Source organism: Tepidimonas sp. (assembly GCF_029335975.1).
GTDB lineage: Bacteria > Pseudomonadota > Gammaproteobacteria > Burkholderiales > Burkholderiaceae_C > Tepidimonas.
The window spans coordinates 20050-28663 of record NZ_JARJMT020000062.1 but is presented as its reverse complement, the minus strand read 5'-3'; the positions used below and the strand labels follow the sequence as shown (position 1 = coordinate 28663).

The window sequence follows — 8614 nt, the reverse complement described above, 5'->3', positions numbered from 1 at the left end:
CCGCGCGCTCGATCTGCACCCGGCGGTGTCGCATTTCTTCCGTTTCTGGCTCTGGATGACCACCGGCATGGTCACCAAGGAGTGGGCGGCCATCCACCGCAAGCACCATGCCAAATGCGAGCAGGAGGGCGATCCGCACAGCCCGCAGGTGTACGGTATTCGCAAAGTATTCTGGGAGGGCGCCGAGCTCTATCGGGCCGAAGCCAAGAACGGCGAAACCTTGCGTCGCTACGGTCATGGCACGCCGGACGATTGGATCGAGCGACACGTGTATGCTCGGCATTCGCGCTTGGGCGTTAGCCTGATGCTGATCCTCGATGTTGCCCTGTTCGGTGTCGCCGGTTTGGCCGTGTGGGCGGTGCAAATGGTGTGGATCCCGTTTTGGGCAGCGGGTGTCATCAACGGCATAGGCCACTATTGGGGCTATCGCAATTTCGAATCGCCGGACGCCAGCACCAATGTCTTTCCCTGGGGGCTGATCATCGGTGGCGAGGAATTGCACAACAACCACCACACCTTTCCCACCTCGGCCAAGTTCTCGGTCAAGCCGTACGAATTCGACATCGGCTGGGTGTACATCCAAGTGTTGGCCAAACTGGGGCTGGCCAAGCCCAAGAAGGTGCCGCCCAAATTGGCGTTTGGTGATGCCAAGCCGGTGGCCGATGAGCAAACGCTGGAGGCCATCGTGGCCAACCGCTACGAGGTCATGGCCCGGTACGCGCGGCAGATGCGCGCAGCCGTTCGGGCCGAATGGGAGTCTCTGCGGGCCAAGACAGGCGGCGATGAGTCGTTGTTGAAACTGGCGCGCCGGTGGCTGCATCGCGATGACGACAAGGTGCCAGCACCGGTCCGGGCCCAACTGCAGCAGGTGCTCGGTGCCGCGCCTTCGCTGGCCAAGATGTACGCCATGCGCGAGGAACTGCGCCAACTGTGGTCCAACACGGCGTTGACCCGCGAGCAGATGGCGCGCGAGCTGCAGGCGTGGATTCACCGGGCAGAGCACAGTGGCATCCAAGCCCTGAGTGACTTTGCCCAGCGTCTGCGCCGGGCGCGTCTGGAGCCTGCAGCCGCCTGAGCCAGAGGCAGAGATAAAAAACCGCCAACATCGCTGGCGGTTTTTCATTATGGTGATCGGAAAACCGTTCGACGGACAGCCAGCCCCGCAGGCTGGCCAGCCGTCATTTGAGCTTGGTTTCCTTGTACTCGACGTGCTTGCGCGCCACCGGGTCGAACTTCATGAACACCAGCTTGTCCGGCGTGGTCTTCTTGTTCTTGGTGGTGGTGTAGAAATGGCCGGTCCCCGCGGTGGATTCCAGCTTGATTTTTTCGCGTCCGCCTTTGGCAGCCATGATGGACTCCTATGTGGTGATCAGGCCTGACCGCGGGCACGCAGGTCAGCCAGGACGGCATCGATGCCGACTTTGTCGATCAGGCGCAGCGCCGCGCCAGAGACGCGCAGACGCACCCAGCGGTTCTCGCTCTCAACCCAGAAGCGGCGGGTTTGCAGGTTCGGCAGGAACCGGCGCTTGGTTTTGTTGTTGGCGTGGGAGACGTTGTTCCCCACCATGGGCTTTTTGCCCGTGACTTCGCACACGCGTGCCATATTGGTCACTCCAATCAGAAAAGCCCACCCGGTTGCCCCAGGTCGGCACCTCGTCCGCGTCCTGTGTTGTGCCGCCTGCCACACGTGGAGTGCCCCATCGGGATCGTCTGGACAATACACGGCGTGTGGACGGCTCCGGCTCGCGAACGGCCACTTTGCTGCGGCCAAATCTCTACGGCCTGTACGCAGCAAACTTGTCATTATAGCGCGGGACGGCCAGCCGTTGGGGCCTGTGCCCTGCTCAAGCCGGCTGCTGCTCCAAGTAGCGCTGTGCATCCAGCGCTGCCATGCAGCCGGTGCCGGCGCTGGTAATGGCCTGGCGGTAGACGTGGTCCTGCACGTCGCCGGCGGCAAACACCCCCGGCACGCTGGTCATTGTCGCCAGGCCGTCGTGGCCACCCCGCGTGACGATGTAACCATCCTTCATCTCGAGCTGGCCGGCAAAGAGTTGCGTGTTGGGACTGTGGCCGATGGCGATGAAGACGCCCTGCAGTGCCAGCTCCTCGGTGGCGAGCGACTCGACATGGCGGATGCGCACGCCCGTCACCCCCTTGTCGTCACCCAGTACCTCGTCGAGCACGTGCCAGAGCTTGAGCTCGATCTTGCCCTCGCGCACTTTCTCCATCAGCTTGTCGACCATGATGGCTTCGGCACGGAATGTGTCGCGGCGGTGAATCAGGGTGACCTTGCGTGCGATGTTGGCCAGGTACAACGCCTCTTCCACCGCGGTGTTGCCGCCACCGACGACGCAGACGTCTTGTCCGCGATAGAAAAAGCCGTCGCAGGTGGCGCAGGCACTCACACCCTTGCCCATGAAGGCCTGCTCCGACGGCAGGCCCAGGTATTTGGCCGAGGCCCCGGTGGCGATGATCAGGGCGTCGCAGGTGTAGGTGCCGGCATCGCCGGTGAGCGTGAACGGGCGGCGCGACAGGTCGGCCGTGTGGATGTGGTCGAACACGATTTGCGTGGCAAAGCGCTCGGCGTGCTGCTGGAAGCGCTGCATCAGCTCCGGCCCCTGCACCCCGTGCACATCGGCTGGCCAGTTGTCCACCTCGGTGGTGGTCATCAGCTGGCCGCCCTGGGCCAGGCCGGTGATCAGCATCGGCTTGAGATTGGCGCGCGCGGCATAGATGGCGGCAGTGTAGCCGGCTGGACCAGAGCCAAGGATGAGAACATGGGCATGTGTGGACATGCCGCCGATTGTACGGGGGTGTTGGACACCGCGCTCGGGTTAAGCTTGGGGTCTCCGTTCAGTTTGCTTATATGCCCATGAGCCGATCCGTCAACGCCCTCAATGCCGACCTGGCCGCCCCCGGCAGAGGCTGGACGCGCTACGCTCAGGAGATGGGCTTGCTGCTTGGGGCCGTGGTGTTGGGCTTCTGGTGGCTGGCGATGCTCAGCCACGATGCGGCCGACCCGGCATGGTCCACCTCTGGCTCGGGGATGGGCTACCGCAACTGGGGCGGACGGCTGGGGGCTTGGGTGTCGGACGTTGGCTACTATCTGTTTGGTGCCTCGGCCTGGTGGCTGCTGGGCGCGGGCACGCGTGCCTGGCTGGCGTCGCTGGCGCGCTGGTTGCGAGCCCGGCCTGTACTCCCGTCGGGGTCGGCCTGGTGGCAGACGCCCGCATGGCGCGCGGTGACACTCGGCCTGGGCATGGCGGGGTTGATGTGGGCCAGTTGTGTGCTCGAATGGAGCCGCTTGACCCGCTGGGACGCCTGGGTGCCCGGGCACACGGCCGGCGGGGTTTTGGGTCAGTTGGCCGGTCCGCTCGCCCTGCGCTGGCTGGGAGACACCGGGTCGGCCCTGGTGGCGCTGGCGGTATGGGCGGTGTCGGTGGCGGTGGTATTTCGGTTTTCATGGGCCCATGCAGCCGAGCGTATCGGTGCAGCGGTGGACCTGTGGATCGAGGCTCGCCGCGAGCGGCGCGAGATGGACGAAGATGTGCGCATTGGCCGGCGCGCGGCGCGCGAGCGCAGCCGCCAGGAGGCCGAGGCCCGTGCGGCGCATGCTCCACACGAGTCACCGCTCGATGTACCGCAGCGGGTGCCCGAAACCGATGCGGACCTGGGGACCGAGGGATCGGCGGCGGTGCCCGAGCGGCAGGCGGCCCGGGTGTCGCCCAAGTCCTCGGGTCGTTTGCAAATCGAGCCCTCCGTAGCCGAGGTGGAGCTCAGCGCACGCGTGGCCAAGGAGCGCCAACAGGTGCTGTTTGCGGACGGCGAGTCGCCGCTGCCGCGGCTGGACCTGCTCGACCCGCCAGCGCGCCAGCCAACCACGGTGGCCCCCGAGACGCTGGAGATGACCAGCCGTTTGATCGAGAAAAAACTCGCCGACTTTGGCGTCGAGGTGCAGGTGGTGGCGGCACAGCCCGGACCCGTCATCACCCGTTACGAGATCGAGCCCGCCACCGGTGTCAAGGGCTCGCAAATCGTCAATTTGGCCAAGGACTTGGCGCGCTCACTGTCGCTGGTGTCGATTCGCGTCATCGAGACCATCCCCGGCAAGAGCCTGATGGCGCTGGAGCTGCCCAATGCGCGGCGCCAGACCATCCAACTGAGCGAAATCCTGGGCTCGCAGGTCTACCACGAGGCCAAGAGCCTGTTGACGCTGGGGCTGGGCAAGGACATCGCCGGCCATCCGGTGGTGGTGGATCTGGCCCGCATGCCGCACTGTCTGGTGGCCGGTACCACGGGTTCGGGCAAGTCGGTTGGTATCAACGCCATGATCCTGAGCCTGCTCTACAAGGCCGAGCCGAAGGATGTGCGGCTGTTGCTGATCGACCCCAAGATGCTGGAACTCAGCGTCTACGAGGGCATCCCGCATTTGATTGCGCCGGTGGTCACCGACATGAAGCAAGCCGCCAATGGCCTGAACTGGTGCGTGGCCGAAATGGAAAAGCGCTACCGCCTGATGAGCAAGCTGGGCGTGCGCAACCTGACCGGCTACAATGCCAAGATCGACGAAGCCGCGCAGCGTGGCGAGTCCATCCCCAACCCCTTCAGCCTCACGCCCGAGGCGCCGGAGCCGCTGCAGCGGCTGCCGTACATCGTCGTGGTGATCGACGAGCTGGCCGACCTCATGATGGTGGTGGGCAAAAAGATCGAGGAGCTCATCGCTCGTCTGGCGCAGAAGGCCCGCGCCGCCGGCATCCACCTGATCCTGGCCACGCAGCGGCCCAGCGTGGATGTGATCACGGGCCTGATCAAGGCCAACATCCCGACACGCATCAGCTTCCAGGTCAGCAGCAAGATCGACAGCCGCACCATCCTCGACCAGATGGGCGCGGAGGCGCTGCTGGGTATGGGCGACATGCTCTACATGCCGGCTGGCACGGGCTTGCCGACCCGGGTGCACGGGGCCTTCGTCAGCGACGACGAGGTGCACCGCGTGGTGGCCTTCCTGAAGGAGCGCTACGGTGAACCCGACTACGTCGAGGATGTGCTGGAGGCGGCGACGGGCGAAGGCCTCGATGGTGCCAACATCGGTGACGCCCAGGCCAGCGGCGAGAAGGATCCGCTGTATGACCAGGCGGTGGCCATCGTGCTGCAAGACCGCAAGGCCAGCATCAGCTATGTGCAGCGCAAGCTCAAGATCGGTTATAACCGCGCCGCGCGGCTGCTGGAGGACATGGAAAAGGCTGGACTGGTCAGCGCCCTGACGGCCAGTGGCCAGCGTGACATCCTGGTCGGCGGCCGTGCGGAGTAGGGCACCGGTCGCCGCACCTTGGTGCCCCAGTGCAGGCGTGCAAGCTCGCGCCCACCAGTGCTTTTCAAACACCATGCAACGACGCTGCGCATTGTTCGCCTTGATGGGGTCTGTCCTCGCTTGCTTGACCGGGCCCGTCTCGGCCCAAACCGAGGGCCTGCGCGAACTGGAAGCCTTTCTGTCCGCCGTGCAGCAAGGCCGCGCGGCCTTTACCCAGACGGTGACCGCCCCTGTGCGCGACGGCGAACCGGTGGCACGCACGCGCACCAGCCGCGGCGAATTCGAGTTTTTGCGGCCAGACCGCTTCCGCTTCCGCTACACCGAGCCGTTTGAGCAGGTCATCGTGGCGGACGGGCAGACGCTGTGGTTGTACGACCCGGACCTCAACCAAGTGACCGCGCGCCGGCAAGCCGAGGTGTTGGCCAACACCCCGGCTGCACTGCTGGCCGCCGCCCCCGATCTGCGCGCGGTGCGTCGGGCGTTTACCTTGTCGGCGGGCGAGTCGCGTGACGGGCTGAACTGGGTGGAGGCCGTGCCCGTGGCGCGCGACGGCCAGGTGCAGCGCATCCGCATCGGATTTCGCCAGGGCCAGCTCGAGGTGCTGGACATCCTAGACAGCTTCGGCCAGCGCTCCATCATGCGCTTCGGCCCGCTGGATCGTTCGACCCAATTCACGGCAGCCCATTTTCGTTTCCAGCCTCCGGCCGGCGCCGAGGTGCTGCGCCAGTAAGGGGGCAGGCCGCGTTCCGTTTGGCGCGACCCGCTGTACGACAATCATCGCATGGCCCCGACACCCCCCGTCCCCCTGGCCGAACGCTTGCGTCCGCGTACGCTGGCCGAGGTCGTCGGCCAAACGCACCTGCTCGGCCCGGGCATGCCGCTGCGGCTGGCTTTCGAAAGCGGTCGGCCGCACAGCTGCATCCTGTGGGGGCCGCCGGGCGTGGGCAAGACCACGATCGCGCGCCTGATGGCGCAGGCCTTCGACGCCCAGTTCCTCGCCATCAGCGCGGTGCTGGGCGGCGTCAAGGATATCCGCGATGCGGTCGAGCGCGCCGAGGCTGCGCGCAGCGGGCTGCACCCGCAGGCCACGCTCGTCTTTGTCGATGAGGTGCACCGCTTCAACAAGGCGCAGCAGGACGCCTTTTTGCCGCATGTGGAAAGCGGCCTGTTCACCTTCGTCGGTGCGACCACCGAAAACCCGAGCTTCGAGGTCAACGCCGCGCTGCTGTCGCGCGCCACCGTCTATGTGCTGCAGCCGCTATCCGAAGCCGATTTGCAGGCGCTGATCGAGCGCGCGCTGGATACTGGCGAGGTCCCGGCCCTGGCCCCCGCGGCGCGGCAGCATCTGGTGGCCTATGCCGACGGCGACGCGCGCCGCTTGCTCAATGCACTGGAGACGCTGGCCATCGCCGCGCGCGCGCAGGGCCGCGCCCAGGTGGACGAGGCCTGGCTGCTGGCGACCCTGGGCGAGCGGCTGCGCCGCTACGACAAAGAGGGCGACCAGTTCTACGACACCATCAGCGCGCTGCACAAAAGCGTGCGCGGCAGCGACCCGGACGCGGCGCTGTATTGGTTTGCGCGCATGCTGGATGGCGGTGCGGACCCGCGCTATATCGCGCGGCGATTGGTTCGCATGGCCTGCGAGGACATCGGACTGGCCGATCCGCGCGCGTTGCGCCTGGCGCTGGATGCGGCCGAGACTTACGAGCGGCTCGGCAGCCCGGAGGGCGAGCTGGCGCTGGCGCAGGCGGTGCTGTACCTGGCCGTGGCTCCCAAGAGCAACGCGGTGTATGTCGCCTACAAGGCCGCGCGCGCCTTGGTGGCGCATGATGGCACCCGCCCGGTGCCGCTGCACCTGCGCAATGCGCCCACGGCGCTGATGCGTCAGCTCGACCACGGTCGCGGCTACCGCTATGCACACGACGAGCCCGATGCCTTTGCCGCGGGTGTGCGCTACTTTCCCGACGGGATGGCCGAGCCCCGGTTTTACGAGCCGGTGCCGCGCGGGCTGGAACTGCGCATCGGTGAAAAACTCGCCGAGCTGCGCCGGCGCAACGCCGAGGCGCGTGCGGCGGGTGCAGCAGGCGATGAGCCGTCCATGCGGCATTAGATCGTCTAATATATAGAGAGTTGCATTGATAAGGGTTCTGATTTGGCCGGATGGGCGTGGAAATTGCCAGGGAAAACCCTGGGTTCGGTCAGTCAGCTAGGGCAAACACGCACCGGCCGATCTAAGACGCTTCGCTACAATCTGCCCACTTTGAACCCGCCCCAAGGCCCTACCCAGGCCGGAACCGGCGGGTTTTTTGCTAGCCCGCCCTGCCAGCAGCCGAGCGGGGTGGCGGTTCCTCACAACGGAGAGCTCTCATGGATGTTTTGCTTCAGCAGATCATCAACGGTCTGGTGCTGGGCAGCATGTACGCGTTGGTGGCGCTCGGCTACACCATGGTGTACGGCATCATCGGGCTGATCAATTTTGCCCATGGTGACGTGCTCATGATCGGCGCGCTAACCAGCTGGACCATCATCGTCCAAGCCCGCGAGGCTGCGCCTGGCATGCCTGGATGGGCCCTGCTGATCCTGGCCGCGCTGATCTCGATGGTCGTCTGCGCGGTGATCAACTTCTCGATCGAGAAATTGGCCTACAAGCCGCTGCGCAACTCCCCGCGCCTGGCGCCGCTGATCACCGCAATCGGCATGAGCATTTTGCTGCAGACGCTGGCGATGATCGTGTGGAAGCCCAATCCCAAGTCCTATCCGACCCTGCTGTCGAGCGAGCCGTTCAACCTGGGCGGGGCGGTCATCTCGCCCACGCAGGTGACGATTCTGGCCACCACTGCCATCGTGCTGTCGCTGCTGATGTTCATGGTCAACAAGACCAGTTTGGGCCGGGCCATGCGTGCGACGGCCGAGAATCCGCGCGTTGCCGGCTTGATGGGTATCCGGCCCGACGTGGTGATTTCTGCGACCTTCATCATCGGGGCGATGCTGGCAGCGATCGCCGGCATCATGTGGGCGTCCAACTATGGCACGGTGCAGCACTCGATGGGCTTCATGCCCGGGCTCAAGGCCTTTGTGGCGGCAGTCTTCGGTGGCATTGGCAACCTAGCCGGCGCTGTGGTGGGTGGCATCTCGCTCGGCCTGATCGAATCGCTGGGGGCGGGCTACCTGGGGCCGCTGACGGGGGGCTTTCTGGGCAGCCAGTATTCCGACATTTTCGCCTTCATCGTCTTGGCCATCGTCTTGACGCTGCGTCCGTCGGGCTTGCTCGGCGAGCGGGTGGCCGACCGCGCCTGATGCACC

The 8614-nt window shown here is 65.6% G+C and carries 8 protein-coding genes; 5 read left to right on the top strand and 3 right to left on the bottom strand.

Annotated elements, in window-relative coordinates; genetic code table 11:
- Nucleotides 1–1075: fatty acid desaturase (locus P3W97_RS03380; RefSeq protein ID WP_300843782.1), on the top strand; the 1075-nt coding region annotated here is incomplete at its 5' end.
- 103 nt (nucleotides 1076–1178) lie between these two features.
- Here the strand turns inward: P3W97_RS03380 and rpmG are convergent.
- The 3 genes from rpmG to trxB form a co-directional block, all read right to left on the bottom strand.
- Nucleotides 1179–1349: a 50S ribosomal protein L33 gene (gene rpmG / locus P3W97_RS03375; protein ID WP_300843780.1), complete on the bottom strand. Its 171-nt coding sequence runs from the start codon at nucleotides 1347–1349 to the stop codon at nucleotides 1179–1181.
- A 20-nt stretch (nucleotides 1350–1369) separates the two neighbouring features.
- Complete coding sequence (rpmB, locus tag P3W97_RS03370) at nucleotides 1370–1603, bottom strand: 50S ribosomal protein L28 (RefSeq protein ID WP_043698877.1); 234 nt, start codon at nucleotides 1601–1603, stop codon at nucleotides 1370–1372.
- Between the two features lie 241 nt (nucleotides 1604–1844).
- On the bottom strand, nucleotides 1845–2795 hold the full coding sequence (gene trxB, locus P3W97_RS03365; protein ID WP_300843778.1) for a thioredoxin-disulfide reductase: 951 nt from the start codon (nucleotides 2793–2795) through the stop codon (nucleotides 1845–1847).
- Nucleotides 2796–2872: 77 nt separating this feature from the next.
- Here trxB and P3W97_RS03360 point away from each other — a divergent pair, with 77 nt between their 5' ends.
- The 4 genes from P3W97_RS03360 to P3W97_RS03345 all read left to right on the top strand — a co-directional run bounded on the left by P3W97_RS03360 (nucleotide 2873) and on the right by P3W97_RS03345 (nucleotide 8608).
- A complete protein-coding gene (locus P3W97_RS03360; RefSeq protein ID WP_300843776.1) occupies nucleotides 2873–5311 on the top strand; it encodes a DNA translocase FtsK in 2439 nt (812 codons plus the stop codon).
- Nucleotides 5312–5414: 103 nt separating this feature from the next.
- Nucleotides 5415–6041 carry an outer membrane lipoprotein chaperone LolA gene (lolA, locus tag P3W97_RS03355; RefSeq protein WP_300843786.1) on the top strand — a complete coding sequence of 209 codons (627 nt, stop codon included), beginning with the start codon at nucleotides 5415–5417 and terminating at the stop codon, nucleotides 6039–6041.
- Between the two features lie 51 nt (nucleotides 6042–6092).
- Nucleotides 6093–7421, top strand: coding sequence for a replication-associated recombination protein A (locus P3W97_RS03350; protein ID WP_300843774.1), 1329 nt, complete (start codon nucleotides 6093–6095; stop codon nucleotides 7419–7421).
- Nucleotides 7422–7678: 257 nt separating this feature from the next.
- On the top strand, nucleotides 7679–8608 hold the full coding sequence (locus tag P3W97_RS03345) for a branched-chain amino acid ABC transporter permease (protein ID WP_300843772.1): 930 nt from the start codon (nucleotides 7679–7681) through the stop codon (nucleotides 8606–8608).
- Nucleotides 8609–8614: the final 6 nt, after the last annotated feature.

Coding starts and splice junctions, on each gene's coding strand:
- rpmG (WP_300843780.1), bottom strand. CDS start 1,349: ATGGCTGCCAAAGGCGGACGCGAAAAAATCAAGCTGGAATCCACCGCG.
- rpmB (WP_043698877.1), bottom strand. CDS start 1,603: ATGGCACGCGTGTGCGAAGTCACGGGCAAAAAGCCCATGGTGGGGAAC.
- trxB (WP_300843778.1), bottom strand. CDS start 2,795: ATGTCCACACATGCCCATGTTCTCATCCTTGGCTCTGGTCCAGCCGGC.
- P3W97_RS03360 (WP_300843776.1), top strand. CDS start 2,873: ATGAGCCGATCCGTCAACGCCCTCAATGCCGACCTGGCCGCCCCCGGC.
- lolA (WP_300843786.1), top strand. CDS start 5,415: ATGGGGTCTGTCCTCGCTTGCTTGACCGGGCCCGTCTCGGCCCAAACC.
- P3W97_RS03350 (WP_300843774.1), top strand. CDS start 6,093: ATGGCCCCGACACCCCCCGTCCCCCTGGCCGAACGCTTGCGTCCGCGT.
- P3W97_RS03345 (WP_300843772.1), top strand. CDS start 7,679: ATGGATGTTTTGCTTCAGCAGATCATCAACGGTCTGGTGCTGGGCAGC.